The 25,207-nt window shown below is 72.4% G+C and carries 22 protein-coding genes and 3 tRNA genes; 14 read left to right on the forward strand and 11 right to left on the reverse strand.

Features of this window, described 5'->3' with window-relative positions:
* The first annotated feature begins 5 nt into the window (after positions 1-5).
* Both purM and BLR90_RS05300 read left to right on the forward strand, forming a co-directional pair.
* Entirely contained in the window at positions 6-1,088 is a 1,083-nt protein-coding gene (gene purM / locus BLR90_RS05295; protein ID WP_091023327.1) for a phosphoribosylformylglycinamidine cyclo-ligase, read from the forward strand.
* Positions 1,089-1,242: 154 nt separating this feature from the next.
* A complete protein-coding gene (locus BLR90_RS05300) occupies positions 1,243-1,428 on the forward strand; it encodes a DUF3073 domain-containing protein (protein WP_091023329.1) in 186 nt (61 codons plus the stop codon).
* A 39-nt stretch (positions 1,429-1,467) separates the two neighbouring features.
* On the opposite strand, the gene BLR90_RS05305 is transcribed toward BLR90_RS05300, so the two are convergent.
* The gene (locus tag BLR90_RS05305; RefSeq protein WP_091023331.1) at positions 1,468-2,595 is read right to left on the reverse strand and encodes a Glu/Leu/Phe/Val family dehydrogenase; all 1,128 of its coding nucleotides are present in this window, start codon (positions 2,593-2,595) and stop codon (positions 1,468-1,470) included.
* A gap of 193 nt (positions 2,596-2,788) precedes the next feature.
* Positions 2,789-3,775, reverse strand: coding sequence for a serine/threonine-protein kinase (locus tag BLR90_RS05310; RefSeq protein ID WP_170254263.1), 987 nt, complete (start codon positions 3,773-3,775; stop codon positions 2,789-2,791).
* 19 nt (positions 3,776-3,794) lie between these two features.
* On the opposite strand from BLR90_RS05310, the gene BLR90_RS05315 reads away from it, so the two are divergent.
* Complete coding sequence (locus BLR90_RS05315) at positions 3,795-4,352, forward strand: RNA polymerase sigma factor (RefSeq protein ID WP_218029369.1); 558 nt, start codon at positions 3,795-3,797, stop codon at positions 4,350-4,352.
* Positions 4,353-4,446: 94 nt separating this feature from the next.
* On the forward strand, positions 4,447-5,106 hold the full coding sequence (locus BLR90_RS05320; protein ID WP_091023337.1) for a hypothetical protein: 660 nt from the start codon (positions 4,447-4,449) through the stop codon (positions 5,104-5,106).
* Between the two features lie 168 nt (positions 5,107-5,274).
* On the opposite strand, the gene BLR90_RS05325 is transcribed toward BLR90_RS05320, so the two are convergent.
* From BLR90_RS05325 to BLR90_RS05335, 3 genes are read right to left on the reverse strand one after another with little or no spacing between them, the layout of a single operon-like run.
* Positions 5,275-8,448 (reverse strand): response regulator, encoded by a 3,174-nt coding sequence (locus tag BLR90_RS05325; RefSeq protein ID WP_170254264.1) that lies wholly within the window; start codon positions 8,446-8,448, stop codon positions 5,275-5,277.
* A 55-nt stretch (positions 8,449-8,503) separates the two neighbouring features.
* Entirely contained in the window at positions 8,504-9,817 is a 1,314-nt protein-coding gene (locus BLR90_RS05330; RefSeq protein ID WP_091023341.1) for a hypothetical protein, read from the reverse strand.
* 3 nt (positions 9,818-9,820) lie between these two features.
* A complete protein-coding gene (locus BLR90_RS05335; protein WP_091023344.1) occupies positions 9,821-12,121 on the reverse strand; it encodes an aminotransferase class III-fold pyridoxal phosphate-dependent enzyme in 2,301 nt (766 codons plus the stop codon).
* Between the two features lie 56 nt (positions 12,122-12,177).
* On the opposite strand from BLR90_RS05335, the gene BLR90_RS05340 reads away from it, so the two are divergent.
* From BLR90_RS05340 to BLR90_RS05350, 3 genes are read left to right on the forward strand one after another with little or no spacing between them, the layout of a single operon-like run.
* Entirely contained in the window at positions 12,178-12,984 is an 807-nt protein-coding gene (locus tag BLR90_RS05340; protein ID WP_091023346.1) for an alpha/beta fold hydrolase, read from the forward strand.
* Positions 12,968-14,182 carry a PP2C family protein-serine/threonine phosphatase gene (locus BLR90_RS05345; protein WP_143016119.1) on the forward strand — a complete coding sequence of 405 codons (1,215 nt, stop codon included), beginning with the start codon at positions 12,968-12,970 and terminating at the stop codon, positions 14,180-14,182. Before BLR90_RS05340 ends, BLR90_RS05345 begins: the two co-directional genes overlap by 17 nt.
* 9 nt (positions 14,183-14,191) lie before the next feature.
* Positions 14,192-15,295, forward strand: a complete 1,104-nt coding sequence (locus tag BLR90_RS05350) for a DNA glycosylase AlkZ-like family protein (RefSeq protein WP_091023350.1) — start codon at positions 14,192-14,194, stop codon at positions 15,293-15,295.
* 14 nt (positions 15,296-15,309) lie between these two features.
* Here BLR90_RS05350 and BLR90_RS05355 read toward each other — a convergent pair whose 3' ends face one another.
* From BLR90_RS05355 to paaZ, 4 genes are all read right to left on the reverse strand, one after another.
* The gene (locus BLR90_RS05355) at positions 15,310-16,179 is read right to left on the reverse strand and encodes an alpha/beta fold hydrolase (RefSeq protein ID WP_091024455.1); all 870 of its coding nucleotides are present in this window, start codon (positions 16,177-16,179) and stop codon (positions 15,310-15,312) included.
* A gap of 127 nt (positions 16,180-16,306) precedes the next feature.
* A tRNA-Phe gene (locus tag BLR90_RS05360) sits at positions 16,307-16,383 on the reverse strand.
* Between the two features lie 81 nt (positions 16,384-16,464).
* On the reverse strand, positions 16,465-16,770 hold the full coding sequence (locus tag BLR90_RS05365; protein ID WP_091024457.1) for an EthD family reductase: 306 nt from the start codon (positions 16,768-16,770) through the stop codon (positions 16,465-16,467).
* Entirely contained in the window at positions 16,767-18,812 is a 2,046-nt protein-coding gene (paaZ, locus tag BLR90_RS05370) for a phenylacetic acid degradation bifunctional protein PaaZ (RefSeq protein WP_091023352.1), read from the reverse strand. The genes BLR90_RS05365 and paaZ overlap by 4 nt, the downstream gene beginning before the upstream one ends.
* 85 nt (positions 18,813-18,897) lie before the next feature.
* Here paaZ and paaA point away from each other — a divergent pair, with 85 nt between their 5' ends.
* From paaA to paaE, 5 genes are read left to right on the forward strand one after another with little or no spacing between them, the layout of a single operon-like run.
* The gene (paaA, locus tag BLR90_RS05375) at positions 18,898-19,842 is read left to right on the forward strand and encodes a 1,2-phenylacetyl-CoA epoxidase subunit PaaA (protein ID WP_245715170.1); all 945 of its coding nucleotides are present in this window, start codon (positions 18,898-18,900) and stop codon (positions 19,840-19,842) included.
* Positions 19,839-20,135 carry a 1,2-phenylacetyl-CoA epoxidase subunit PaaB gene (gene paaB, locus BLR90_RS05380; RefSeq protein WP_091023355.1) on the forward strand — a complete coding sequence of 99 codons (297 nt, stop codon included), beginning with the start codon at positions 19,839-19,841 and terminating at the stop codon, positions 20,133-20,135. Before paaA ends, paaB begins: the two co-directional genes overlap by 4 nt.
* 7 nt (positions 20,136-20,142) lie before the next feature.
* On the forward strand, positions 20,143-21,072 hold the full coding sequence (gene paaC, locus BLR90_RS05385; protein ID WP_091023357.1) for a 1,2-phenylacetyl-CoA epoxidase subunit PaaC: 930 nt from the start codon (positions 20,143-20,145) through the stop codon (positions 21,070-21,072).
* Positions 21,066-21,563, forward strand: a complete 498-nt coding sequence (gene paaD, locus BLR90_RS05390) for a 1,2-phenylacetyl-CoA epoxidase subunit PaaD (protein WP_091023359.1) — start codon at positions 21,066-21,068, stop codon at positions 21,561-21,563. Before paaC ends, paaD begins: the two co-directional genes overlap by 7 nt.
* The gene (paaE, locus tag BLR90_RS05395) at positions 21,563-22,666 is read left to right on the forward strand and encodes a 1,2-phenylacetyl-CoA epoxidase subunit PaaE (RefSeq protein WP_091023360.1); all 1,104 of its coding nucleotides are present in this window, start codon (positions 21,563-21,565) and stop codon (positions 22,664-22,666) included. The genes paaD and paaE overlap by 1 nt, the downstream gene beginning before the upstream one ends.
* Positions 22,667-22,686: 20 nt before the next feature.
* Here the strand turns inward: paaE and BLR90_RS05400 are convergent, their stop codons facing one another.
* Complete coding sequence (locus BLR90_RS05400; protein ID WP_091023362.1) at positions 22,687-23,295, reverse strand: TetR/AcrR family transcriptional regulator; 609 nt, start codon at positions 23,293-23,295, stop codon at positions 22,687-22,689.
* A 60-nt stretch (positions 23,296-23,355) separates the two neighbouring features.
* On the opposite strand from BLR90_RS05400, the gene BLR90_RS05405 reads away from it, so the two are divergent.
* Positions 23,356-24,831, forward strand: coding sequence for an ABC transporter substrate-binding protein (locus tag BLR90_RS05405; RefSeq protein WP_091023363.1), 1,476 nt, complete (start codon positions 23,356-23,358; stop codon positions 24,829-24,831).
* Here BLR90_RS05405 and BLR90_RS05410 read toward each other — a convergent pair.
* Positions 24,832-24,904: transfer RNA gene (locus tag BLR90_RS05410), tRNA-Glu, on the reverse strand.
* Between the two features lie 169 nt (positions 24,905-25,073).
* Here BLR90_RS05410 and BLR90_RS05415 point away from each other — a divergent pair.
* A tRNA-Asp gene (locus BLR90_RS05415) sits at positions 25,074-25,147 on the forward strand.
* Positions 25,148-25,207: the final 60 nt, after the last annotated feature.

A 25,207-nucleotide genomic window follows, 5' to 3' on the forward strand; every position in this document is an offset into this window, starting at 1 on the left:
ACGCCGTGAGTGACAACTCCACTGTTGGGGCCCCCAACGCCTACGCCGAGGCCGGCGTCAACATCGAGGCCGCCGACAAGGCGATCGAGTTGATGAAGGGGTGGGTCGAGAAGGCCCGCCGCCCCGAGATGATCGGAGGCCTGGGCGGCTTCGCCGGGCTCTTCGACGCCTCCGCGCTCAAGGGCTACGAGCGGCCGCTGCTGGCGACCTCCACCGACGGTGTGGGCACCAAGGTCGCGATCGCGCAGGCCATGGACATCCACGACACGATCGGCTTCGACCTGGTCGGCATGGTCGTCGACGACCTCGTGGTGTGCGGCGCCGAGCCGTTGTTCATGACCGACTACATCGCCTGCGGCCGGGTCGTGCCCGAGCGCATCGCCGCGATCGTCAAGGGCATCGCCGAGGCCTGCGTCGAGGCCGGCTGTGCCCTCGTGGGCGGCGAGACCGCCGAGCACCCGGGGCTCCTCGGTCCCGACGAGTACGACGTCGCCGGCGCCACCACGGGCGTCGTCGAGGCCGACCGGCTGCTCGGCCCCGGCCGGGTGCGCCCGAGCGACGCCGTGATCGCGATGGAGGCCAGCGGGCTGCACTCCAACGGCTACTCCCTGGTGCGGCACGTCCTGCTGAACACCGCCGGTTGGAAGCTCGACCGCGACGTACCCGAGCTGGGCGGCAACCTGGGCGAGGAGCTGCTCACCCCGACCCGGATCTACGCCAAGGCCTGCCTGGCGCTCGCCGACCAGGTCGAGGTCCACGCGATGTCGCACGTGACCGGTGGCGGCCTCGCCGCCAACCTGGCCCGGGTCATGCCCGCCGAGCTGATGGCCACCCTCGAGCGCGGCACCTGGACGCCCCAGCCGATCTTCGACGTCGTACGCCGGGTCGGTGCGGTGCCGCAGCCCGACCTCGAGGCCACGCTCAACTGCGGCGTGGGGATGGTCGCCATCACCGCGCCCGCGGCGATGGACCGGGCGATCGAGGTGCTCGCCGGTTTCGGGATCCGCGCCTGGGTCATGGGCGAGGTCGCGGTCGACCCCGAGCAGTCCGGACGGGTGGTCCTGGAGGGCCAGCACCCCGGCTGGTGACCGTTTCCTGACGGCTTGCCGCGAAAAACGGTCCAGGATCGGCCCCGCACGTGCGGGAACACCCAGGCACCGGGTAGCGTTGCAGTCACGAGAAAACTTTGAGACAGCCCGGGAGCCATGGTTGCCCCGGCCGACTTGCGAGGGGGCTGACCCTATGGGGCGCGGCCGAGCTAAAGCCAAGCAGACGAAGGTCGCACGCGACCTCAAGTACCGGACGCACGAGACGGACTTCGGGGCGCTCGCCAGTGAGCTGCACGGTGACGGTGGCACCAGGGAAGAGCAGGTCGATCCCGAGGTGCTCGAGAAGTGGTCCGACGTCATCGAGCCCTCCCGGGACTGACCTCCCCTAGCGACCTCCCGGTCGCCCTTCAGTCGCCCATCAGCCGCGGAGCCAGATCCCGCGCAGTCGGCCGACGTCGCGCATGCGCCGCTCGGCCAGCCGGTCGGCTGCGATCGCCGGCGGCACGCCGTCGGCCTCGGCGAGCGCGAACACGCTCTTGGTGGTCTCGAAGATGCCCGACGCGCGCTGCTGCGCGCGCTCGAACGAGAACCCTTCGAGACGCTCGCTTCGCTCGCTCCTCAGGGACCGGCCCTCGAGCTCGTCGGCGACCTGGATCAGGCCGCCGGCGTTGACGCAGTAGTCGGGCGCGTAGAGGATCCCGCGCACCTCCAGCGACTTCTCGATCCCCGGGTGGGCGAGCTGGTTGTTGGCGGCACCGCAGACGATCCGCGCGGACAGCACGTCGACGACCTCGTCGGTCAGCGCGCCGCCCATGGCGCAGGGCGCGTAGACGTCGAGCGGCCCGGCGACCATCTCGTCGGTCGACGCCGCGACCCGGACGTCGGGGAACGCCATACGGATGCGCTCCAGCGAGGGCTCGTAGAGGTCGGTCACGACGACGTGCGCCCCGTCCTCGACGAGGTGGCGGACCAGGTGGTGGCCGACCTTGCCGACTCCGGCGACGCCGACGGTGCGCCCGGCCAGGGAGTCGGTGCCCCACGCGACGGTGGCGGCTGCCCGCATGCCCTGGAACACGCCGTACGCCGTCAGCACGGAGCTGTCGCCGGCGCCGCCGTGGGCGGTGGTGCGGCCCGTGACGTAGGAGCACTCGCGCGCGATGTCGTCCATGTCGGTGGAGTAGGTGCCCACGTCGCAGGCGGTGTAGTAGCGCCCGTTGAGCGACTGGACGAAGCGGCCGTAGGCACGCAGCAGGCCCTCGGTCTTGAGGGCCGCGGGGTCACCGATGATCACGGCCTTGCCGCCGCCGAGGTCGAGCCCGGCCAGCGCGGCCTTGTAGCTCATCCCGCGGGAGAGGTCGAGGACGTCTCGGACCGCGTCGGCGGTGGTGGGGTAGGGGTAGAAGCGGGTGCCGCCGAGGGCGGGACCGAGGGCCGTCGAGTGGATGGCGATGATCGCCTTGAGGCCGGTGCCGGGGTCGTTGGCGAACACGACCTGCTCGTGCTCCGCGCCGAGCTCGAATACGTCGGCTGAAGGGAATCCAGACATGGGTGGTGTCTCTCTTGTCGCGAGCCACACGGGTGGGTGGCTCTCCGGTTCTCGCGAGCCACAGGGGTGGCGTGGCTCACATCGCAACCCTAGCCTCCCACCGCCGCACGCACTGCGACTCGGTGCCGGCGTACGACAAATCACGTCCGTGTCGGTGCCGGCGAACGATGCCGGGCCCCGGCCACGGTGAGAGTCAGCGAAGGGTGGTGAACAGGACGTAGGCGAGGGCGAAGGCGGCGACGAAGGTCAGCAGGCTGATCAGCACGGTCGGCCAGAGCGGTCCCGGGGACGGGGGAGCCAGGGCGGTGCCGTCGGCGGCGGTGCGGTCGGGGACGTGCCAGAGCGTGAGCTGGTCCTGGACGCCGGGGGTCTGGCTGGGCAGGGCCGCGCGCAGGGCTGCGACGTACGACGCCACGTCGGGCCAGCGGTCCTCGGGGTCGGGCTCGAGGGCGCGCAGCAGCACGTCGTCGACCGCGCTCGGCAGGTCGGCCAGGCTGGACGGCGGTGGCGGGAGCGTGGCGTGCAGGAGCTCGCCGATGCTGCCGTCGCGGGCCAGTGCACCGGTGAGCATCTGGTAGGTCACGGCTCCGAGGGCGTGCACGTCGGCCCGGATGTCGATGCCGATCCCGGTGGCCTGCTCGGGCGCCATGTAGGCGGGTGTCCCGACCACCTGGGTCAGCCCGGACGCGTGCAGCATCGCCTTGGCGACACCGAGGTCGGCCACCAGCAGCCGGGGTCCGGCGCTGCCACCGCTGCGGAGCAACAGGTTCTGCGGCTTGATGTCGCGGTGGACGACGCCCTGCTCGTGGAGCACCGACAGCCCCGCCCCGGCCTGGCGCACCAGGTCGAGCACCGTCGGCACCGGCAGCCGCCGCTCGCGCTCCAGGACGTCGGCGAGGGACCCGAGGTCGGCGTACGTCATCACGAAGTACGGCGTCCCGTCGACCTCGCCGATGTCGTAGACGCGGACGATGTGGTCGGAGTCTGCCTGGCGCAGGATCCGCGCCTCCTCCAGGAAGCGCTCGCGCACGTCGATGCGCTGGGCCCAGTTCTCGGCCAGCGCCTTGACCGCCACGTCGGAGCGCAGCTCGGCATCGTGGTAGAGCCAGACGGTCGCGAACCCACCCACCCCGAGGCGCTCGACTCGCTGGAGACGACCGAGCCGTTCCGGAAGGGACACGCTGGGTAGTCTGCCGCAGGTGACCTCGGAGCCCGGCGACCCCACGCTCGAGGAGCTAGCGGTCAGCGCCGCCGCCGGCGACCGCGAGGCCCTCGAGCAGCTGCTCGCCGAGATCCAGCCGCACGTCCGACGGATCTGCGGGCGGATGCTGATCTACCCCGAGGACGCCGAGGAGGCGACGCAGGACGCCCTGATGCTGGTCGCGACCAAGATCGGCAGCTTCGGCGGACGCAGCAAGTTCACGACCTGGCTGCACGTGGTGGCCTCCAACAGCGCCCGCTCGACCTACCGCAGCCTCAAGCGCCGGGCTGCGGAGCGACCCACCGACGAGCTCCCCCACACACCCGACCCGCGCACGACGAGCGTCATCGCCGGCAGCCGCCTCGACCTCATGGAGGCGCTCGACGTGATCGGCGTCGACCACCCCGAGCTGGTCGAGCCCCTGGTGCTGCGCGACGTGCAGCAGCTCGACTACCAGGAGATCGCCACCGTTCTCGGCATCCCGCTCGGCACGGTCAAGTCCCGCATCCACTCCGCGCGCCACGCCGTACGTCCGCTGCTGACGATAAAGGACTAGCCACCGTCCCATCCGATGTGACGGTGGTTACGAACCCCTAGTGCAAGCATCCCCCAACAACACCCGCGCTTGCGGGTGGAACGGAGCGCGCACAATGCGAGTCACCAAAGGTAAGAAGATCGCCGCAGGCGCAGTCCTGCTGTCGTCGGTCGGTCTGATCGCTGCAGTCGGCATGACCGCCAACGCACAGCAGTCAGTGGGGTCCGCCCTGGCGGGGCCCACCCAGACCAGGGCAGACCTGGAGCCGCTCAACAACGGTGATGGCGGCGGGCGCGCCACCGTGACGGTTGACGGTCGCACGCTCAACGTCTCCCTCGACGCCTACCGTCTGCTGCGGGGCATGCCCCACGCCCAGCACATCCACTTCGGCGCCACGGCCAGGCACGAGTGCCCGTCGGTCCGCGACGACACGAACGTCGACTTCCGCCTCACCACGGCGGAGGGCCAGCCGGGCTACGGTCCGGTGAAGGTCTCGCTCACCAAGCGCGGTGACACCTCCCCGGACAGCACTCTGGCGATCAACCGTTTCCCCCTCGCCGAGAACGGTCAGGTCCACTATGACCGCCGCATCAAGGTCGGCACCAAGCTGGCCGGCGCCATCTCCCGTGGCAACGCGGTCGTCGTGGTCCACGGCGTCGACTACAACAACAACGGCAAGTACGACTTCCGCAGCGCGGGTAGGAGCGAGCTCGACCCGTCCCTTCCGGCCGAGGCCACCGACCCGGTGCTCTGTGGTGTGCTCGCTGTCAGGTGACGCATTGACCAGCATGTGTCGAGCAGACTGACGCGAGGCCCCGGGCGATCCCCGGGGCCTCGCGTGTCACCGGAGGGGCGACGATGGCCGGAGCGGCCACTGCGCCGGCGACCGGTCGGCTCCCCTAAGAGCCACCGGGCCGCACCGCACACGTCACGTCGCGGACAGCTAAGAACCCGGCACCGCCGGGCTTGCCGCCTTGAGCGCCTCGACGCCGACGGCGACCGCGGAGGCGAGCGCGGAGATCAACGGCTCGATGCCGTCGGTGGACCCGGTGCCGGCGTAGGTCTCGACGGCCGCGGCGGCGGCGCCGACCTGGACCAGGCCGAGGTTGAGGGCACTCCCCTTGAGCTGGTGTGCGGCGGCCGAGGTGGCCTCGGCGTTGGCGTCGGAGACGGCGGTGCGGATCTCGGCGAGGGTCAGGTCCACCCCGGAGAGGAAGGAGGTCCGGGTGCGCTCGAAGAAGCTGACGCCGTCCTTGACCAGCTCCCCCAGCAGGGCCACCCGCTCAGGGTCGAGGATCACGTCACCGCCGTTGCCGGTCTGGGCGTCGGACGGCCGGGCCGCCGGCACCCAGCGGAACAGGGCCCGCGCGAGCTGGGAGGGGTCGACCGGCTTGGTCAGGAAGTCGTCCATGCCGGCCTCGAGGCAGCGCTCGCGCTCGCCCTCGAGCGCGGAGGCGGTCATCGCGATGATCGGCACGCGGGACTCCACCTCGGCGGCGCGCACGGCGCGGGTGGCGTCGTAGCCGTCGAGGATCGGCATCCGGCAGTCCATCAGCACCACGTCGAAGCCGTGGTCGCCGCGGAGCCGCTCGACCGCGTCCATGCCGTTGCCGACGACGTCCACCCGGCAGCCGAGGCTCTCGAGCAGGCCGGTCGCCACGAGCTGGTTGACCGCGTTGTCCTCGACGACGAGCACGCGTACGCCGAGCGGCGGCGCGGGGCGGGTGTGGCGAGTACGGCGGTCCTTCGACTCACCGACCACCGAGAGCAACAGGGTGTCGTACAGCTCGGAGTAGCGCACGGGCTTGGTCAGGGTGGCGCTGATGCCGGCGGCGCGCGTCTGCGAGGGCGACACCGCCTGGTCGCGGGTGAGCAGGACCATCGGCGGCGCGAAGGGCACCGCGGCCCGGATCCGCGCGGCCAGGGCGAGCCCGTCGGTCGCGTCGAGGGTGAGGTCGAGCACCACCGCGTCGAACGGGAGCTTGGCCTCGACCGCGGACTGCATCTCGCTCAGCGCCGCGGTGGCGTCGGAGACCGCCACGGACACGGTGTGCCACGCGGTCAGCTGCTCCTCGAGCACCGCGCGTGAGGTGTCGTTGTCGTCGACGACGAGGATCCGCCGACCGCGCAGCGGGTACGCCGACGCGGCCGGGCGCCCGGCCCGGTCGGACTCGGCGACTCCCAGCCGAGCGGTGAACCAGAAGGTGCTGCCCTGGCCCGGCTCGCTGTCGAGGCCGATCTCCCCGCCGAGGGCGTGGGCGAGCTGCTGGGAGATGGCCAGGCCGAGGCCCGTTCCCCCGTGGCGGCGCGTGGTCGAGCGGTCGGCCTGGGTGAAGGCGTCGAAGAGGCCGACGCGCTCCTCCTCGGAGATGCCGATGCCGGTGTCGGAGACCTCGACCCGGAGCAGCAGGCTCTCCGCGGTGCGCTCGGCGACGGTGGCCCGGATGGCGACCTCGCCGTGGTCGGTGAACTTCACCGCGTTGGAGCCGAGGTTGGTGACGATCTGGCCCAGACGCAGGGAGTCGCCGTTGAGGAGGACGGGTACGTCGGGGTGGCAGGCCACGACGAGCTCGAGCCCCTTCTCGTGCGCGGGGCCGGCGAGCACTGCGGCGGTGCGCTCGAATACGGAGCGGATGTCGATGTCCTCGGACTCGAGCTCGAGCTTGCCACTCTCGATCTTGGACAGGTCGAGGACGTCGTTGATGAGGCCCAGCAGGGTGAGCCCCGCACCGCGGAGCCCGTCCGCGAGCCGCCGCTGCCGCTCGTCGAGCTGGGTGCGCAGCAACAGGTCGGTCAGCCCGATGACGCCGTTCATCGGGGTCCGGATCTCGTGGCTCATGGTCGCCAGAAACTCACCCTTGAGCCGGGAGGCCTCCATGGCGGCGTCGCGGGCGGCCGACAGCTCGGCCGCGTTGCGCTCGCGCTCGGCCACCCGGCTGAGCTGGTCGGCGACCTGGAGGATCAGCTCCTGGGAGGTCTCGTCGGGCGGCACCTCGTTGGCGAGCAGCTCGATGACGCAGGCGACCCCCTGGCCGGCCTTGACCGGGATGGCGACGATCGTGTGCGTCGTCTCGTGGTCGGGAGCAGGCGCGTGCTCGGGGAGGCAGGAGCGCCAACAGCGCTCGGCGAGCTCGAGGTCGGGCTCGGGCAGCCAGGTGTCGGCGTCGAGCGGCAGCGCCAGCGAGACCAGCGGCCCGTCCCCGTCGCGGACGAGCACGCACATCGGCTCCCAGCCGTCGGTGCCGTCGAGGGCGTTGGCGGCGTGCTCGAGCGCCTCGGCCAGGCTCGCGGACTGGTTGGCCGCCTCGGCCATGTGCTGGAGCAGGTGAAGTCGCCGGGTGGCCTCGGCCGCCTGTTGGTCGGCGCGGACCAGGTCGGTGATGTCCTGGGCGGTGCCGCTCATCCGCTGGGGCGCCCCCTCGCCGTCACGCTCGACGACGCCCAGCCCGCGGACCCAGCGCTCTTCACCACTGGGGCGCAGGACGCGCGCCTCCCAGCCGAAGCTGTCACCGCCCGCGAACGCCTCGTTGATCGACGCCTCAACCCTCGGCCGGTCTCCGGGATGGATGTGCCGGATGAACCCGTCGAAGGTCGCCTCGAACTCGGCGGAGTCAAGACCGTAGATCCGATAGAGCTCGTCGGACCACCACACGACGTCGGTGCTGATGATCCACTCCCAGCTCCCGAGGTGGGCGAGGGACTGGGCGGCGGAGAGCTGCTGCTCGCGGTCGAGGACCGTGTCGAGGAGGCGCTTGTGCTCGGTGTGCTCGCTGACGCGGTGCAGCCAGCCCAGCGGTGCGCCGTCGGCGCTGGTCAAGGGCCGCCAGCTGATGAGGGCCCACACCGGGGTGCCGTCGCGGCGCAGCAGCATCGTCTCGAGGTTCTCGCGCCCGAGATGGCCGGCCACCATCTCGGCGAGGTGGCGCCCCAGCCTCGCGGGTCCGGTCTCGTCCAGCGCCGCGGCCAGGGGCAGCGTCGCCATCTCCTCGGGCGAACGGCCGAGGATCTCGGCCATGCGTGGGTTGGCGAAGACCGTGACTCCGGTGGCGTCGACGACCCACAGCCCGTCGGGACTGTCCTCGACGAGCGCGAGCGCCAACTCCGTGCTGGGTTGCATGACCACCTTTCGCCCCCGCCCCATCTTGCCTGTCTGTACCCCGGAGTAAATGGCTTCAGCCAGATTGCGGGCTTCCCGAGGCCCGGCCGCGCGCGAAGACTACGTCGCCGTGGCTGCCGTAGCCGACCAGCGGGCCGCCGTACCGGGTCCCGTCGAAGCCCACCAGCAGCCAGCCGTCACCGTCCTCGGCGAGGGTGGGCCACGGGATGTTGGTGGGGTACGGCGCGTCCAGGGCGCCGACCTCGGCCAGCGACAGGTCGAACACGGGGTAGCGCTCGCGCTGGCCGGCCCGCCCCTCGCGACCGTCGCTGGCCAGCAGCCGCCACTCGTCCCCCAGGCGCAGCAGGGTCGGTCCCTCGGTGGCGCGGCGGTCGGTCGCGGCCGCCCGCATCGTGAGGTCGTCGAGCGTCGGACCGCCCGCCAGCACCGGATGGAACCGGAAGAAGCGGCTCGCGCTCACGTAACCGGCCAGCCAGCCGTCGCCGGTGTGCACGAGGTGCGGGTCCCACGTGCCGACGGAGCGGAATCCGGTGGTGGGCAGCGCGAGGGCGCGGGTGTCGAGCACGTGGGCGCCGGTCAGCAGGTCGGCGTCGCTCTCGGCGAGCGTGACCGACACGGTCGCGCCCGGGACACGGCGGTCGAAGTCGCCCCACGTGCTCGTCGCCACCAGCCAGTGGTCGCCGTCGCGCAGCAGGTGGCTGGCGTGGTCGCCGAAGACCCCGGGCCGGTCGGGACGGCGGAAGAAGAGGTCGGCCCGGTGACGCAGCGCCAGCGTGCCCGGGTCGAGGCCCCAGACCGACGTGTGGGCGGTGTCGAAGAACCCCGGGCCGGCGCTGGTGGCGGTGAGCAGGAGCCCGCCCTCGTCGCGGTAGGGGCGGCCGTCGGCGTGGGTCACCAGCCTCAGGTCGCGCAGCCCCAGCTGGCCGAAGCGCCCCGCGCGCACCTCGCCGACCGGGCCGGTCACGTCCGTGCTGAGGGTGGCCAGCCACGCCTCGTCACGGGTGTCGATCCGCTCGGCCAGGTCGACCCGGCCGCGGACGGTCCACGTCTCACCGGCCCTCGACAGCACGGCGAGGTGCGTGCCGGTGAGGGCCAGCCCCACCGCGTCGACCGGCCCGTCGGGCCGGCCCAGGTGGCGGCTCCGGTGGTGAGTGGTGCGTCCGCCGGCCGTGACCGCGAGCGCCAGCCCGTCGTCGTACCGTCCGGTCAGGCAGACACCGCCCCCGGCCAGCGTCAGCTCGACGGCGCCGGGGCCGGCGAGCTCCGCCTCGATCGCGAGGTACGGCGCCAGAGGTGCGGCGAGGTCCGTGCCCGGCGCCACGAGCTCGACCGGGCGCGCCCGGCCGACGGTCTCGAAACGGGGCAGCACGACTCAGCGCGCCTTCGACGCCAGTGCCTGCAGCACCTCGTCGAGGGTGTCGCAGAACAGGTCGGCGTGCGCGGCCTCCCACGCGAGCGGGGGGCGCACCTTGAGGACGTCGCCGCCCGGGCCGGTCAGCCCGGCGAGGACCCCGCGCTCGACGAGCCCGTCACGCACGTCCTGAGCCGCGTCGCGGCCGCAGCGCAGGTCGATCCCCGCCATCAGCCCGGTCCCGCGCACCTCACCGAGCACCTCGTGGGTGGCCGCGAGCCCGGCCAGCCGGGCACGCAGGTGGTGCCCGACCTCGACGGCGCGCTCCGGGAGCCGCTCGGCCTCGAGCACGTCCAGCACGGCGTTGCCGGCGGCGGCCGCGACCGGGGTCGCGGCGAACGTCGAGAAGTACTCGTAGCGGCGCGCCAGCACGTCCGCGATCTCGCGCCGGGTGACCACGGCGCCGATCGGGTAGCCCGCGCCCATCGGCTTGCCGAGCGTGACGATGTCGGGCGTGACCCCGGCAAGGGCGAAGCGCCACAGCTGCGGCCCGGAGCGCCCGTAGCCCGCCTGCACCTCGTCGGCCAGGAAGAGGGCGCCCACCTCGTGGGCGCCGGCGAGCAGGCCCTGGAAGTACGACGGCGGCGCGTCGCGGATGCCCTCGCTGGTGAACCCCGAGTCGGCGAGCACGAGCGCCGGCCGGTGCCCGCGCTCGGCGAGCTGGTCGGCCGCTCCGCGCACCCGGGCCGCCGCATCCTCGGCGGTGAGCGCCTCGGCCGGGCCGTACGGCGCCTCGTAGGTGCCGACGTTGTCCGGACGATGACCGGCAGGCCACTCGTTGGGGCTGAGGTCAGCCATCCACTTGGTGCTGCCGTGGTAGGCGTGCGCGGCGATCACCGCACCGTCGGCGCCGGTGAGCTCGGTGGCCAGTCGCCAGGCGAGCTCGTTGGCCTCGGTGCCGGACGTCGTGAACAGGCAGGTGTCCAGTCCCTCGGGCATGGTCGCCACGATCCGCTCGGCGAGGCGGACCACCCCGGGGTGGAGGTAGCGCGAGTGGGTGTTGAGCTCCCCGAGCTGGCGCAGCACGGCCTGGGTCACGCTCGGGTGCGCGTGCCCGACGACGGCGACGTTGTTGTAGGCGTCGAGCAGCCGCCGGCCGTCGCCGGTGAACAGCCACGGCCCCTGTCCGCGTACGACGGTCAGCGGGCGGCGGTAGAACAGCGGGGACAGCGCGCCGCCCATCACCGCGGCCCGGCGCCCGGGCAGGTCGTCGCCGGCCACCCGCCCGGTGCCGGCGAGCCGGTGCAGCCGGTCCCGCAGGTCGGCGGCGGGGAGCGCGGCGAGCTCGCCGAGCACCCGCGCGTTGGGCTCGTCGTACTGCGTGATGTAGGCGACGTTGTCCTGGTGCTCGGGCGCGCGGATGCGTGAGACCAGCGACGAGATCGCCAGCCGCGACAGCACCAGCTCGCCGAGCACGTCGACCTCGGCCGGCTGCAGCAGCCGGCGCCGTTGGTAGCCCCGGAGCGTGGCCGCGGCCAGCTCCCAGAGCCCGGCGCCACCGTCGGGTCCGCCGTTGCGCAGCACCGCGGTCAGCGCCACCGCGAGGTCGCAGACGTGGGCGGTGTGGTGCATGTCGCCGACGTCGATCACGCCGCTGACCCGGCCGTCGAGCCCCAGCACGTTGGTCAGCGTGACGTCCGCGTGCTGGATGCCGGACGGCAGTCGACGCGTGGCCTCGGCGGCCACGGACACCCGCTCGGCGAGCTGGGCGAACACCGGCTCGCGGGTGGTGTCGAGCACCCCCGCCCTGACCGCCTCGGCGACGACGTGCGGCAGCCGGCGTACGTCCCAGTCGAGCTCGCGGTCGGCCGCTGCGGGGTGGAAGAAGCCCTGGAGGGCGACGCCGGTGCGCGCCGTCACCTCGCCCACCTGCTCGGCCAGGTCGAGGGTGATCTCGGCGCCCTCGAGCACGGCCCCCGGTACGACGGTCACCAGGCGGACCAGGCAGCGCCGGCCGGTGTCGTCGGGGGCCTCGTGGATGCTCGCCCCCGACCGGGTCGGCACGGTGCGAGGCAGCGCCAGCCCGGGATCGACGGTGGCCACGTGGGCGAGCGCGGCGACCTCCATCTCGACGATCGCCCGCGCCTCCGCGGGGTTGGACACCTTCACGACGTACTCGCCGTCCACGAGCGCGTTGAGGTCGCGCTCGCTGGGCAGCGGGGTGACCTGCGCCGGCGTCACGCCCCACGTCTCCGACACCAGGCGAGACAGGCCGTCCGCGGACAGCGCAGGGGCGGGCTCGTGCATCAGGTCGCCGGTCATGCGGCCATCCTGTCGGACCTCGCCCGCGGGCGCCGGGTGGGCACTAGGGTCGGATCGTGGACGTGATCTCCAGGCTCAACGTCAAGGTGTCCGGTCCCGCCGACGCTCAGCCCATGGTGTTCGCCCACGGCTTCGGCTGCGACCAGCACATGTGGCGCCTGGTCGCGCCCGCGTTCGAGGACCGCTTCCGCGTGATCCTGTTCGACTTCGTCGGGGCGGGCGGGTCCGACGTGTCGGCCTACGACCCCGAGCGCTACTCCTCGCTGGACGGCTACGCCGCCGACGTGCTGGACCTGGTGCACGCCCTCGACCTGCACGACGTGGTCTTCGTGGGCCACTCCGTCTCGGCGATGATCGGCGCCCTGGCGGAGGTGGCCGAGCCGCAGCGCTTCGCCAAGCTCGTGATGGTGGGCCCCTCGCCGCGCTACCTCAACGAGGGCTCCTACGTCGGTGGGTTCGCCGCGGAGGACATCGCGGAACTGCTCGACTCGCTGGAGAGCAACTACCTCGGCTGGTCGGCGGCGATGGCCCCGGCGATCATCGGCAACCCCGAGCGTCCCGTCCTGGGTGAGGAGCTCACGGAGAGCTTCTGCCGGATGGACCCGTCCGTGGCCAGGCAGTTCGCCCGGGTCACCTTCCTCTCCGACACGCGTGACGTGCTCCCGCGGGTGACGACGCCGACGTTGGTGCTCCAGTGCAGTGACGACCTGATCGCCCCGGTCGCGGTCGGGACCTTCGTACGCGACGCGATCCCCGGCAGCCAGATGACGGTGCTGCAGGCGACGGGCCACTGCCCCCACCTCAGTGAGCCCGACGAGACGATCGCTGCGATGTCCGCCTTCGTGCGTGAGGCCGCGGCATGAGTCCGGCCGCCTGATGCCCCACAAGAACCAGGCACGCGAGGCGTTCTTCGACGCCCTCGTCTACGACGACCCGGTCCAGCTCTACGAGCGGGCACCCTGCGGGTTCCTGTCGACCACGCCCGACGGCGTCATCGTCAAGGCCAACGCGACGTTCCGCACCTGGGTCGGCCGCGACGCCGGCGAGCTCGTCGGCACGATGTCGTTCGTCGACCTGCTGACTCCCGGCGGGCGGATCTACCACGAGACCCACTTCGCGCCGACGCTGCGGATGCACGGCTCCGTACGCGAGATCGCCCTCGACCTGCTGCGCCCCGACGGCAGCCGGCTCCCGGTGTTGGTGAGCGCCCGGCTCGACCACGACGACCAGGGCGAGCCGCGGGTCATCCGGATCGCGGTCTTCGACGCGACCGATCGCCGCCAGTACGAGCGGGAGCTGCTGCTCGCGAAGCAGGCGGCCGAGGAGTCCGCGCAGCGTGCCCGTGCCTATGCCCGGATCCTGCAGGAGACGCTGATCCCGCCGATCCCGCCGGCGATCCCGATGCTCGACCTGGCGGCCGCCTACCGTCCGGCCGGCGCCGACATGGAGGTCGGCGGCGACTTCTACGACGTCTTCGCGGTGGGTGAGGAGGACTACGTCGTCGTCGTGGGTGACGTGTGCGGCAAGGGCGTTGAGGCGGCGGTCGTCACTGCCCTGGTGCGGCACACCCTCCGCGCCCTCGCGGTCACCCACGACGCCCCGAGCGCGATGCTGACGCGGCTCAACGTCGTCCTGCTCCAGCACGAGTCCGACCGCTTCTGCACCGTGGCGCTGGTCCGGCTGCACCGGGACGCCGAGGGGTGGAGCGTGGTGCTCAGCACCGGCGGCCACCCGCTGCCGCTGCTACGCCGTGCCGGGGAGGCGCCGGCGCCGTTCGGGGCCCAGGGCGCGCTGCTGGGGGTCTTCGACGAGCCGAAGTTCTCCGAGACCGCGTCGCGGCTGCTGCCCGGCGACCTGCTGGTGCTCTACACCGACGGCGTGACCGAGGGGCGCCGCGGTGAGGAGCTCTACGGCGACCCGCGCCTCCGGGCAGTCGTCTCCGCCGGCGGTGACCCAGCCCAGGTCGTCGACGCCCTCGTCGCCGACGTCGTCGCCTTCCAGGACGACGTCCCCCGCGACGACATCGCGGTCCTCGCGATCGCTGTCCCCCCTGCCGGATAGCCTGCGGCGATGGCTGTGACCTGGGCGCAAGCGCTGTCCTGGCGGCTGGGTCGGCACCTGCTCGACCCGGTCGGGACCGGGTCGGTCGCCGACGTGGTCGGGCGGCTGGGGCCGGTCCCCGCGTGGCCTGACCTGGCGGCGGAGCTGGCGATCGGCGCCCGGCGCACCGATGGCCGGCTGGGCGACGCGGCGCGCGCCCTGGCGGCGGGAGAGGTGGTCAAGGTGTTCGCGTTCCGCGGCGCCACCCATCTCGTGACCCCGGAGCAGGCGGGTGCCTACCTCGCGGTGCGGGCGTCGAGCCGGATGTGGGAGCTGCCGAGCTGGCAGAGCTACTACGAGTTGGCGCCGTCCGACTGGCCGGCGTTCCTTGACTACGTACGGCGTGCCCTCGACGCGGGTCCGCTGACGCACTCGGAGCTCGTCGCCGCGCTCGGCCGGAGCAGCCGCTACCGACACCTGCGCCCCATCCTCGAGGGCGGCAACGACACCCTGCTCAAGCCGCTGACCTGGCAGGGCGTCGTGGGGCTCGGGCCTGTCCGCGGCGGCGAGGCGACGTTCCTGAGCCTCGACGACGTGCCCGGCTGGTCCGGCGTGCCCGAGCTCGACGAGGCCGGGCCGACCGTCGTCGCGGCCTACTTCGCGGTCCACGGCCCGGCGGCCCCGGACCGGGTGCACGACTGGTTCGGCAAGGGGCTCGGCGCGAAGCGCCGCGACGTCGACCGCTGGCTGGCCCGGCTCGACGACCGGCTCGAGACAGTGACCATCGAAGGGGACCAGGCGCTGGTGCTCCGCGAGGACCTCGCCGACCTGACGGCGGCCCGCCCCTCCAGCTCAGTCCGGCTGCTGCCGGGCCGTGACCCGTGGGTCATGGCCCCCGGCACCACCGACACCCGCATCGTGCCGCCGGCGCGCCGCGAGGTCGTCAGCCGCTCGGCCAACCTGGTGCTCTCCCGCGGCGTCGTGGCCGGCACCTGGACGCTGCGCGGTGAACGCCTGGGTGTCACCTGGTTCGACGAGTCCGGCCGCGTGCCACGCACGGCGCTCGACGAGGAGGCCGCGGCGTTGGCCCGGCTGCTGGACCGTCCGCTCGACGTGACCGTCGAGCGCGGCTGAGACCGTCCCGGGCGTCAGCCCTCGGCTGCGGTCGGCGGCTCCTGCGCCGTGTCATCGGCGATGAACTCACGAAGCACCCGCGCGAAACGGTCCGGGTCCTCGAGGTGCGGGAAGTGACCCGCACCCTCGAACAGCTCGACGCGGCAGCCAGGGATCGCGCGCTGCGCGTTGATCGCGTGCCAGGCCGGGATCATCCGGTCCTTGGATCCCCACACGATGAGGGTCGGGATCGGGAGCACGCCTTCGAGGTGGTCGTGCGCGCTGATGCTCTGGCCGCCGATGTCGATGACGGCGCGGGTGGTCGCAAGGAAGGCACGCCGGCTCTCGCGGTCTCCGAGCGAGCGGAAACCGTGCCAGATCGCGCCGATGTCGGCGCCGGGTCGCCAGCCGACCTTCGACGCACCACGACCGAGCGCCTCGACGCGGGAGAGGACGGGGCCTGAGGCGATGACGCTGAGCACCTGCTCGGCGCCGGGCAGGGTCGCCGAGCGTAGGACCAGGTTGACCTCACGTCCCAGGCCGCCGCTGGAGACGAGGACCAGGCGGTCGACCCGCTCCGGGAAGAGGTAGAAGAACTGCATCGCGATGCCACCCCCGAGCGAGTGCCCGACCAGGGTCACCCGCTCGATCCCGAGGTGGTCGAGGAGGTCGCGCATGGCCGCAGCGTGCGCGCTGAGCGAGTAGTCGCCCAGCGGCTTCGCCGACTCGCCGTGCCCGAAGAGGTCGGGCAGGAGCACCCGGTGGTCGTCGTCCATCTTGTCGACCAGGTGGGTCCACTGACGCTGCGACCCGAGGATCCCGTGGATGAAGAGCACGACCGTGCCGGTGCCGCTGTCGACGTAGGAGAGCTCGTGCCCGTGGAGCACGACCTTGTGTGGAGCCATGTGCGCCATGGTGGTCATCCTCTGTGGTGGTCCCCAGACCGGGACTTCAGCGTATCGCTGCCTGCGGCCGGCCGCCGAAACAGCAGAACCCGCAGGTCGTGTGGCTATGACCTGCGGGTTCGTGTGCTGGTGGCCAGGGGCGGGGTCGAACCGCCGACCTTCCACTTTTCAGGCGGACGCTCGTACCAACTGAGCTACCTGGCCAACTCCGGACCCAAGACGCGGGAGCACTCCGGACGGCTGGAAGCATACATGCGGCCGACCGGGTGGCACGTATCGGGCGGGCTACGGGAGAAGGTCCTCGACGGCGCCGGTGAACGCGACCCGGTGCGCGACGTCGTACGTCTCGGCGTCGGCGGCGGCGAGCCCCATCTCCGGCGAGGCGAGCCCGGCCTTGAGGGCGTCGCGGTCGGCGAACCACAGCTCCGCGACGAGGTACGGCGCGTCGTCGGCGCCGTGGGGCGTGCTCACGGTGAGCCGTTCGAGACCGGGCACCGCCTGGGCGAGGGGGACGTGCCGCTCGCGGTAGGCCGCCTCGAAGGCGCCGGCGTCGGTGGGCCGGAAGTACTGCACGGTGAGCCGGTGCTTCACGCGCTCCACTCCTTCGCGACGAGGGTGAGGACATCGTAGGTCGCGACCGGTGCGCCCTCGGCGTTGGTGACCACGGCGTCCCAGCGGACCTCGCCGTAGTCGGCGCTGGTGCGCGGGGTGATCTCCTTGACCGTCAGCGTCACCGCGATCGAGTCGCCGGCCTTGACCGGGGTCAGGAAGCGCAGGCCGTCGACGCCGAAGTTGGCCAGCACCGGGCCGGGGTCGGGGTCGACGAACAGCCCGGCCGCGAGCGACACGACGAGGTAGCCGTGGGCGACGATGCCACCGAAGAGCGGGTTGGCGGCGGCTGCCGTCTCGTCGGTGTGGGCGTAGAACGTGTCGCCGGTGAGCTCGGCGAACGAGTCGATGTCGGCGCGGGTCACCTCGCGCGGCGGGGACACGACGGAGTCGCCGATCCGGAGCTCGGCGAGGCTCTTGCGGAACGGGTGGACGGTGTCCTCGGCGCGGGCCGAGCCCTTGGTCCAGCGGCCGGTGACCGCGGTGAGCATGTCCGGGGAGCCCTGGACCGCGGTGCGCTGCATGTGGTGGAGCACGCCGCGGACGCCGCCGAGCTCCTCGCCGCCGCCGGCGCGGCCGGGTCCGCCGTGGACGAGGACGGGCAGCGGGGAGCCGTGGCCGGTCGACTCGCTGGCGTCGTCGCGGTCGAGCACCAGGATCCGGCCGTGCCACGGCGCCAGACCGAGTACGACGGTCCGTGCGACCCCAGGGTCGTGGGTCACCAGCGACCCGACCAACGAGCCCTTGCCGCGGGCGGCGAGCTCGACCGCCTCGTCGAGGCTCTCGTAGGTGAGCACCGTGCTGACCGGGCCGAACGGCTCGACGTCGTGCGGCTCGACGGCGCCCGGCCGGGCGCGCAGCAGCATGGGGGAGAGGAACGCGCCGCGCTCGGCGTCGGCGTCCACGAGGTCGACGCGGTCGGGGTCGCCGTAGACGAGGTCGGCGGAGGCGCGCAGTGCCTGCACGGCCTTGCGCACCTCGTCTCGCTGCTCCAGCGAGGCCAGTGCGCCCATCCGGACGTCGTCGTGCGCGGGGTTGCCGACGGCCACCTTCGCCAGCCGGGCTGCGATCGCCTCGATGACCACGTCGGCCATGGCCGCAGGCACGATCGTGCGCCGGATCGCGGTGCACTTCTGGCCGGCCTTCACCGTCATCTCCGCCACGACACCCTTGACGAAGAGGTCGAGCTCCGGGTCGTCGGCCGAGACGTCGGGGCCGAGGATCGAGCAGTTCAGCGAGTCCGCCTCCACGCCGAGCCGGACACCGCCGTGCAGGACGTTGGTGTGGGTGCGCAACAGCCCTGCGGTGTGCGCGGAGCCGGTGAACGCCACCGAGTCCTGCACCGTGAGCTCGTCGAGCAGCCCGCCCGCGCTGCCGCACAACAGCTGGAGCGTGCCCTCCGGCAGGATGCGCGACTCCACGATCCGGCGTACGACGAGCTCGGTGAGGTAGGCGGTCTGGCTGGCGGGCTTCACGATCGTGGGCAGCCCGGCCAGGAGGGCGGGGGCGAGCTTCTCGAGCATCCCCCAGACGGGGAAGTTGAACGCGTTGATCTGTACTGCGACGCCCGGCCGCGAGGTGTAGAGGTGCTGCCCGACGAACGTGCCCCCCTTGCCGAGCGGCTCGAGCGGGCCGTCGAGCAGGACGGTGTCGTTGGGCAGCTCGCGGGTGCCCTTGCTGGCATAGCTGAAGACGGTCCCGAAGCCGCCGTCGATGTCGACGGCCGAGTCGCGACGGGTGGCGCCGGTGCGCAGCGAGAGGTCGTACAGCTCGTCCTTGCCGGCCATCAGGTGCTTGGCGAGCTGCTTGAGCAGCCCCGCCCGCTCGTGGAAGGTCAGGTCCCGCAGCGCCGGCCCGCCGACCGTGCGCGCGTGGGCGACCATCGCGCCGAGGTCGAGCCCGGCGCTCGAGATCCGGGCCACCTCCTCGCCCGTGGCGGCGTCGCGGAGGGGGGTGCCCTCGTCGCTCGCGTGGTGCCACCGTCCGGCGGCGTAGCTCTCGAGCAGTGACGTCGCAGCAGGCATGTGTGGCAGACTATTGCAGACCGATCGGTCAGTAAATATCGTTCACCAGGCCGGTCAGCAGAGGTCGATCCAGCAGGGAGGCGCCGTGACCGCAACCGAGTCCGAGCTGCAGGGCGGCTTCGACCAGACGCTCGCCCACAACGACCGGATCGAGCCGCGCGACTGGATGCCGGAGGGCTACCGCAAGACCCTCGTGCGCCAGATCGCCCAGCACGCGCACTCCGAGATCATCGGGATGCAGCCCGAGGGCGGCTGGATCACCCGCGCGCCCTCGCTGCGCCGCAAGGCGATCCTGCTGGCCAAGGTGCAGGACGAGGCCGGTCACGGGCTCTACCTCTACTCCGCCTGCGAGACCCTCGGCGTCTCGCGCGCCGAGCTCACCGAGATGCTGCTCTCGGGCCGGCAGAAGTACTCCTCGATCTTCAACTACCCGACGCTCTCGTACGCCGACGTCGGGACGATCGGCTGGCTCGTCGACGGCGCCGCGATCTGCAACCAGGTGCCGCTGTGCCGCACGTCGTTCGGCCCCTACGGCCGCGCCATGATCCGGATCTGCAAGGAGGAGTCGTTCCACCAGCGGCAGGGCTTCGAGCTGCTGATGACGATGATGCGCGGCACCGACGCGCAGCGCGCCATGGTGCAGGAGTCGGTCGACCGCTTCTGGTGGCCGGCGCTGATGATGTTCGGCCCGCCCGACGACGAGTCGCCCAACACGGCGCAGTCCATGGCCTGGGGGATCAAGCGCAACACCAACGACGAGCTGCGCCAGCGTTTCGTCGACATGAGTGTCCCGCAGGCCGAGGCGCTCGGCGTCACCTTCCCCGACCCGGAGCTGCGCTGGAACGACGAGCGCGGCGCCCACGACTTCGGTACGCCCGACTGGGACGAGTTCATGCAGGTGGTCAAGGGCGACGGGCCCTGCAACCGCCAGCGCATCGCGCACCGACGCCGAGCCCACGAGGACGGCGCGTGGGTCCGCGAGGCCGCGACCGCGTTCGCGGCCCGCTCGACCACCGAGGTGGGGGCATGAGTGAGGAGCTCCAGGCCGAGTGGCCGCTCTACGAGGTGTTCGTGCGCGGCAAGCGCGGCCTCAACCACGTGCACGTCGGATCGCTCCACGCCGCCGACGACGAGATGGCCGTACGCCACGCACGCGACGTCTACACGCGCCGCAACGAGGGCGTCAGCATCTGGGTCGTGCGCGCTGACGCGATCACCGCGTCGAGCCCCGACGAGAAGGACCCGCTGTTCGCGCCGAGCGGCGACAAGGTCTACCGGCACCCGACGTTCTACGCCATCCCCGACAACGTCCCCCACATGTAGGCGTGAGATGACCGACCACGACTCCGTCTACGACGGCCTGCTCGGCAGCGACACGTCGCACTGGGCCTTCGGGCAAGGCCGAGAGACAAGTCCCAGCGAGGATCCGCTGGCCGGCGTGGACTCGACGCTGCCGGAGGGTGTCGACGGCGCCGAGCTGGCGGCGTACTGCCTGATGCTCGGCGACGACGCGCTCGTGCTCTCGCACCGGATCTCGGAGTGGTGCAGCCGGGCGCCCGACCTCGAGGACGACATTGCGCTGGCCAACATCGCGCTCGACCTGCTCGGCCAGGCGCGGCTGCTGCTCGCGCGCGCCGCGGCCGCCGACCCGGGGATCGCGCCCTCGCTGCCGGCTGGCTCGCCGGTGCCGCCGGAGGACGCGCTCGCGTTCTTCCGGGAGGCGGGGGAGTTCCGCAACGCGCGGATCATGGAGCTGCCCAACGGCGATTTTGCCCACGTCGTCGTCCGGGTCCTGCTGGCCTCCTCCGCGCGGCTGGCGATCATGGAGCGGCTGGCCGCGAGCCGTGACCACGTGCTCGCCGCCGTGGCGGCCAAGGGGGTCAAGGAGCTGACCTACCACCGCGACTACGCCGGCCGCTGGTTCCTGACGCTGGCCCAGGGGACCGACGAGTCCCGCCGTCGCCTGCTCGCCGCGCTCGACCTGGTCTGGCCGCTCTACGCCGAGATGTTCGCCGCGCACCCGGTGGAGGTGTCCCTGGGCGAGGCGGGCGTGGGCGTCGACCCGACCACCGTCGCCGACGAGGTCGACGTCGTGCTCGAGCAGGTCTTCGCGATGAGCGGCGTCGAGCGACCCGAGCGGCAGCCGCTGGCCGGCGTACGCGGCCGTCTCGGGCGCCACGGGCTGCACACCGAGGCGATGAGCCTGCTGCTCGCCCAGATGCAGGTCGTCGCCCGCGCGCACCCGGAGGGCCGATGGTGACCGCCTACGCCGTGGCCGCGTCGGTGACCGACCCGGAGATGCCGATGCTGACCCTGGAGGACCTCGGGGTGCTGCGCGACGTGGAGGTCGCGGCCGACGGGGCCGTGGTCGTCGCGATCACGCCGACCTACTCCGGCTGCCCGGCGATGGCCACGATGCGCGACGACCTGGTGCACCGCCTGCACGACGCGGGGTACGACGACGTCCGGGTGCGCGTCGAGCTGAGCCCCGCCTGGTCCAGCGACTGGATCACCGAGCGCGGACGCCGGGCGCTGGCCGCGCACGGACTGTCGGCGCCCGGCCCCGCGCCCCAGCCCGACACCAGTGGACCGGTCCCGCTCAACCTGCTCCCGCGGCGCCGCGACCTGCGCTGCCCGCAGTGCGGCTCGGCCGAGGTGGAGCTGACCTCGGAGTTCGGCGCCACCGCGTGCAAGGCGCTCTACCGGTGCACGGCCTGCCTCGAGCCGTTCGAGCACGTGAAGGAGATCTGATGACGGTCACCGCCTCGTCGTCGGGGGCCCGCGTCAGCAGCCGCTCCGTGCCGGTCTTCCACACCCTGACCGTCGCCGCGGTCGAGCGACTCTGCGACGACGCCGCGGCCGTCACCTTCGACGTACCGCACGACCTGGTCGAGGCGTTCGCCTTCCACGCCGGGCAGTCGCTCACGCTGCGTCGGTACGTCGACGGCCAGGAGCACCGCCGCTCCTACTCGATCTGCGCCCCGGCCGGGGAGCGGCCGCGCATCGGCGTACGCGAGATCCCGGGCGGCCTGTTCTCGTCCTGGCTGGTGCACGACGTCCGGCCCGGCGACCTGGTCGAGGTGCAGACGCCCACGGGCAGCTTCCGCGCCGACCCGACGACCGCCGGCCGGCACCTGTGCATCGCCGCCGGCTCCGGCATCACGCCGATGCTCTCCATCGCCGCCACCGTCCTCGCCGGACGCCCGGACACCGAGGTCGCGCTGCTCTACGGCAACCGCACCAGCGGGTCCGTGATGTTCGCCGAGGAGCTCGGCGACCTCAAGAACCGTTACGGGCCGCGGCTCCAGCTCGTCCACGTCCTGAGCCGGGAGCCGCGCGACGTCGAGCTGTTCTCGGGCCGCCTGGACGCCGAGCGGCTCCGCCGCCTGCTCTCGGTGCTGGTGCCGCTCGACGGTGTCGACCACGTGTGGCTGTGCGGCCCGCTCGCGATGATCGAGGATGCCCGCGCCGTGTGCGCCGAGCTCGGGGTCCCGGCCGACCGGGTGCACGCCGAGCTGTTCTACGTCGACGAGCCACCGCCCGAGCTGCACCGGCTGACGCCGGTCGTCGAGGGCGAGACCAGCGACGTGACCGTGGTGATGGACGGTCTCTCGGCGGTGGTCCCGATGTCGCGCGCCGCGACCATCCTCGACGGCGCCCAGGCCAGCCGCTCCGACCTGCCCTTCGCCTGCAAGGGCGGGGTCTGCGGCACCTGCCGCGCGCTGGTCCGCGACGGCGAGGTCGTGATGCGCCGCAACTACGCGCTCGAGGCCGCCGAGGTCGAGGCCGGCTTCGTGCTCACCTGCCAGTCCCACCCCGTGAGCGACTGCGTCACCGTCGACTTCGACGCCTGAACGCCTGACGCCGGCCCGGCTCAGGGGGCGTTGAGCCCGTCGAACGCGATCGTCGTGATCGCGTCGGAGAGCACGGTCGCGTCGACCACGCCGTCGGGCCGGTACCACTCGACCAGCGAGTTGACCATGCCGAACAGCAGCCGACTCACCAGGTCGGGCGCCACGTCGGCGCGCAGGGCCCCCTCGTCCACGGCCGCCTGCACCAGCTCGGCGAGCTGGGCGTCGATCCAGCGCCGGCGCCGCAGCGCCTCGAGCTCGACCGGGCTGTTGCCGCGCACCCGCAGCAGCAGCGTCACGGCCGGCTGCTGGGCGACGAGCACCTCGACGCTCTGCCGGACCGCCGTCCGCAGCCGGAGGTACGCCGTACCGCCCGACATGTCCCGCGCCGCCTCGATCACGGCGGTCAGCTCGTCCAGCGCCACGTCGAGGGCCTGCTCCAGCAGGTGTGACTTGCTGTCCACGTGGTGGTAGATCGCGGACTTGGTGAACCCCAGCTCCTTGGCCAGGTCGCCCATGCTGGTGCCGTCGTAGCCCTGCCGGTTGAACAGCTCGACCGCGCGCCGGAGCACCGTCTCCTGGTCGTAGCCGGGGCGGCCACGCCGCGGCGGCTGGCTCGCGGGCTCCGACATGGCCCCACGATCCCACAGTGACGACCGTCACCTCAGGGGCCCAGCGCCGTTGATGAGGACATGCGACTGCTCACCTCCGTCCGCGGGGCCCTCCTCGTCACGCTCGCGTGCGTCGTCGCGCTGACCCTGGCGGGCTGTGGCTCGCGCGTGCACCCCGAATCGGTCGCCGGTGCCAACGGCACGTCGACCGGGGTGGTCACCCCGGGCGCCGAGGGGGCGCTCGAGGGCGGGGTCGTGGCCGAAGGCAGCGGCTCCGACGTCGGCACCGTCGACGACCCCGGAGTCGTCGACGACGGCGGCACTGCGCCGGGCGCCACGACCGGCGGTGGTACGACGGGCGGCCCCGCGGCGCCCCAGGCCGAGGAGAACGCCGCCGGCGGTGGTGGCGAGGCCGGCGCCTGCGACGGGTTCAAGAACCAGACCGGCATCACCGACGACAAGATCGTGATCGCCAACTCCTCCGACATCTCCGGCCCGGTGCCCGGGCTGATGCAGGCCGGACAGGACGCCACCCGCGCCTACGCCGCCTACTTCAACGCCACCTCCGACATCTGCGGCCGCAAGCTCGAGGTCCTGCTGCTCGACAGCCGCACCGACGCCGCCGCCGACCAGGTGTCCTACACGCGGGCCTGCGACGAGGCGTTCGCCGCCGTCGGCTCCATGTCGGCCTTCGACTCCGGCGGCGCGGCCGCGGCGCAGAAGTGCGGGCTGCCCGACCTGCGCGCGGCGTCGGCCTCACTGGAGCGGTCGCGGTGCACGACCTGCTTCGGGGCGATGTCGCTCAAGGCCAACGAGTTCGAGAACGCCGTACCCGACTGGATCAAGGCCAACTACCCCGACGCGGCCACCAAGGCCGGCTACGTCTGGATCAACGCCGGCGCCGTCCCCGCCAACGCCAACTACCAGGCCGACGCGATGGAGAAGCGCGGGCTGAAGTTCGTGGTCCGCACGGGCATCGACACCTCCGAGTTCAACTACGCGCCCTACGTCCAGGAGCTCAAGGACGCCGGCGTGGAGTACCTCCAGTTCCTCGGCTCCGCCGCCCACGCCGTCCGCATGGTGCAGGCGATGCAGCAGCAGGGCTACAAGCCCGACCTCTTCATGATGTCGCAGCCGATGTACGAGCAGGCCTTCATCGAGCAGGCCGGCGAGGCCGCCGAGGACGCCCACGTCTTCATCACCCACGTGCCGTTCGAGGAGGCGTCCAGCAACGCCGAGATCGCGCTCTACCTGGCCTGGCTCCAGCAGGTGAACCCCGGCGCCAAGCCGACCAGCTACGGGCTGTTCGCCTGGTCGGCGACGCGGCTGTTCGTCGAGCAGGCCACTGCTCTCGGCGGCAAGCTCTCCCGCGCCTCGCTCGTGGCCGCGCTGAGCAAGGTCAAGGACTGGACCGCCAACGGCGCCCACGGGCCGCAGAACGTCGGCGCCAAGCGCACCGGGGAGTGCTGGCGCTTCATCAAGGTCGACAACAGCCGATGGACGGCGGTCGGCTCCCGCAAGTACGCCTGCAACGGCACGACCACCGTCCCGGAGTAGCACCCCCAACGGGATTCGAACCCGTGCTACCGCCGTGAAAGGGCGACGTCCTAGGCCGCTAGACGATGGGGGCCGGACTGCCCGGCAAGCATAGGGCCGGGTGCGAGGGGCCTCCAAAGCGGCAGCCCCGCCCGTCACCGGAGCCCGGATTGGGAGGTGCCAGCGTCGATGGGTTAGAGTTCCAGCGCTCCGGCCCTGCCGGACAAATCAGCACGCAGCACCATCAGCAGTAGGCATCACCTGGCCCCGTAGCGCAGTTGGTTAGCGCGCCGCCCTGTCACGGCGGAGGCCGCGGGTTCGAGTCCCGTCGGGGTCGCAGACGCCTGAAGCCCTCACCAGTAGGTGGGGGCTTCCGGCATTTCGGGCACAATGACCG

This window comes from Nocardioides szechwanensis (assembly GCF_900103935.1).
Classification (GTDB): domain Bacteria; phylum Actinomycetota; class Actinomycetes; order Propionibacteriales; family Nocardioidaceae; genus Nocardioides; species Nocardioides szechwanensis.

What these genes read in the sequence shown, in the direction of transcription:
- paaC (WP_091023357.1), top strand. Translation starts at nt 20,143, where the DNA reads ATGACCGACCACGACTCCGTCTACGACGGCCTGCTCGGCAGCGACACG.
- paaZ (WP_091023352.1), bottom strand. Translation starts at nt 18,812, where the DNA reads ATGCCTGCTGCGACGTCACTGCTCGAGAGCTACGCCGCCGGACGGTGG.
- BLR90_RS05325 (WP_170254264.1), bottom strand. Translation starts at nt 8,448, where the DNA reads ATGCAACCCAGCACGGAGTTGGCGCTCGCGCTCGTCGAGGACAGTCCC.
- paaE (WP_091023360.1), top strand. Translation starts at nt 21,563, where the DNA reads ATGACGGTCACCGCCTCGTCGTCGGGGGCCCGCGTCAGCAGCCGCTCC.
- BLR90_RS05335 (WP_091023344.1), bottom strand. Translation starts at nt 12,121, where the DNA reads ATGACCGGCGACCTGATGCACGAGCCCGCCCCTGCGCTGTCCGCGGAC.
- paaB (WP_091023355.1), top strand. Translation starts at nt 19,839, where the DNA reads ATGAGTGAGGAGCTCCAGGCCGAGTGGCCGCTCTACGAGGTGTTCGTG.
- BLR90_RS05405 (WP_091023363.1), top strand. Translation starts at nt 23,356, where the DNA reads ATGCGACTGCTCACCTCCGTCCGCGGGGCCCTCCTCGTCACGCTCGCG.
- paaD (WP_091023359.1), top strand. Translation starts at nt 21,066, where the DNA reads ATGGTGACCGCCTACGCCGTGGCCGCGTCGGTGACCGACCCGGAGATG.
- BLR90_RS05350 (WP_091023350.1), top strand. Translation starts at nt 14,192, where the DNA reads ATGGCTGTGACCTGGGCGCAAGCGCTGTCCTGGCGGCTGGGTCGGCAC.
- BLR90_RS05400 (WP_091023362.1), bottom strand. Translation starts at nt 23,295, where the DNA reads ATGTCGGAGCCCGCGAGCCAGCCGCCGCGGCGTGGCCGCCCCGGCTAC.
- BLR90_RS05300 (WP_091023329.1), top strand. Translation starts at nt 1,243, where the DNA reads ATGGGGCGCGGCCGAGCTAAAGCCAAGCAGACGAAGGTCGCACGCGAC.
- BLR90_RS05305 (WP_091023331.1), bottom strand. Translation starts at nt 2,595, where the DNA reads ATGTCTGGATTCCCTTCAGCCGACGTATTCGAGCTCGGCGCGGAGCAC.
- BLR90_RS05320 (WP_091023337.1), top strand. Translation starts at nt 4,447, where the DNA reads ATGCGAGTCACCAAAGGTAAGAAGATCGCCGCAGGCGCAGTCCTGCTG.
- BLR90_RS05355 (WP_091024455.1), bottom strand. Translation starts at nt 16,179, where the DNA reads ATGGCTCCACACAAGGTCGTGCTCCACGGGCACGAGCTCTCCTACGTC.